This window comes from Terrisporobacter othiniensis, assembly GCF_000808015.1.
Taxonomy (GTDB): Bacteria; Bacillota; Clostridia; order Peptostreptococcales; family Peptostreptococcaceae; genus Terrisporobacter; species Terrisporobacter muris.
The window spans coordinates 1-1,688 of sequence record NZ_JWHR01000028.1 but is presented as its reverse complement, the minus strand read 5'-3'; the positions used below and the strand labels follow the sequence as shown (position 1 = coordinate 1,688).

Sequence of the window (1,688 nt, the reverse complement as noted above, 5' to 3'; positions counted from 1 at the left end):
AAGTATCTATCTTAAATATATTGTAAGTCATAAAAATTAATAATAATTGTTTTAGTTTATTTTTATCACTTTTAACCAATGGATTTTTAAGATTATTTTCATATTTAAGAACTTTATTTTGAATAGTTGCTATATCAATATAATCTCTATATATTTCTTCAACGAGATCCACCATATTTATTTCTTCAACTTTTAATTTTATTATTGTATCTTCTTTTGAAAGTGATAATAAGTCTTTAATCATTTTCCTTAGTCTTCTGGTCTCATTCATAGCATCTGCTATGGTTTCAACCTCATCACTTATGGTATTGTTTGGAACTGTCAAAAGGCTTTGTAATTTAGAAGATACTATGGTAATTGGAGTTCTTAGCTCATGAGAAGCATCTTGTATAAATTTAGCTTGTGTATACCATGCATTTTCTATTGGTAACAATGCCTTTCTTGTTAAATATAGGGCAACAAAATATGTAATAATAATAGAAAATACTATTCCTATACCTATAACAAAGAGTAACTGCTTTAAAGAAGAACGTTCAGAGTCAATATTTCTTATTATCCTTATTTTAAAACCATTAATCGTTATTGATAATTCTCTAAAGGTGTAATTTCCTTTTTTATAAGTAAAACAAGCATTTGTTTTATCACTTTCATCCTGAGGTGCAAACTCTTCAAAATAATCGCTTTTTGTATAGTATATAAGCCTATCATTTTTATAAATATATACTAAATCTCTAGGATCATTTAGAACAATTGGATTTAAATAAGAAGTCCTGTTCACTTGCATACTTATATATTCATACTCTTCTTTTAACTTGTCATCAATACTCTTATAGGTTATGCTTTGAAAATAAAAAAAAGTAAAAAGAGAAAAAATAATTAAAAAGCTAGATACAACTAAAATATTTATTTTAATAAGTTTATCTTTAGTATCACTAAATACCTTTTTATTGATCATCAAACATATACCCAACCTTACGCTTAGTTTTTATACATTTATCATATCCAAATTTACTTAATATTTTTCTTAAGTTACTAATATAAACTTCTACAATTTCTATAGTTGCATCTGATTCCATTCCCCATATTCTATCATATATCTGTTCTTTCAATAGTATGGTTCCTTTATTTAGTAAAAAGTACTCCAATAGGTTAAATTGTTTATTTTGTAATTCTATTTCTTCATCTTTATAAAATACTCTTCTTTTACTTAGATCCAAGTGTAAATCATAAAAGTCCAATGTATTTTTTGTTTGTAATTTCCCTGTTGTTCTAAGCATAGCGTATATTCTTGCTACTAACTCCTCCATATAAAATGGCTTTGTTAGATAATCATTAGCCCCAATAGAAAATGCTTCTACTTTTTCATCTAAACTCTCTTTTGCTGTTAATATAAGTACAGGTGTATCTATATGATTATTTCTTATATTTTTTAAAATATCTATTCCACCTAAGCTAGGCAACATTAAATCTAACACTACTAAATCATATATTCCTTGTTTTATAAGGTAAAGACCTTCTTCTCCATCTTCACAACATTCAATTTCAAAATGTTTTAAAAGTTCTTTTTCTATAGTTTGTAATAATTTTTTATTATCTTCTACTACTAGTATCTTCATTTTTTTCTCCTATTAATACTTATATTTTCTATATAAAAATTTGCTTCGCTCATTTTAGTCACTACATTGGCG

The 1,688-nt window shown here is 25.4% G+C and carries 2 protein-coding genes; both read right to left on the bottom strand.

What is annotated here, in order from left to right; genetic code table 11:
• Nucleotides 1-955, bottom strand: a 955-nt coding sequence (locus QX51_RS02155; RefSeq protein WP_039678273.1) for a histidine kinase dimerization/phospho-acceptor domain-containing protein, incomplete at its 3' end; no start/stop codon positions are given.
• Nucleotides 945-1,616: a response regulator transcription factor gene (locus QX51_RS02150; RefSeq protein WP_039678272.1), complete on the bottom strand. Its 672-nt coding sequence runs from the start codon at nucleotides 1,614-1,616 to the stop codon at nucleotides 945-947. The genes QX51_RS02155 and QX51_RS02150, both read right to left, overlap by 11 nt.
• Between the last annotated feature and the right edge of the window lie 72 nt (nucleotides 1,617-1,688).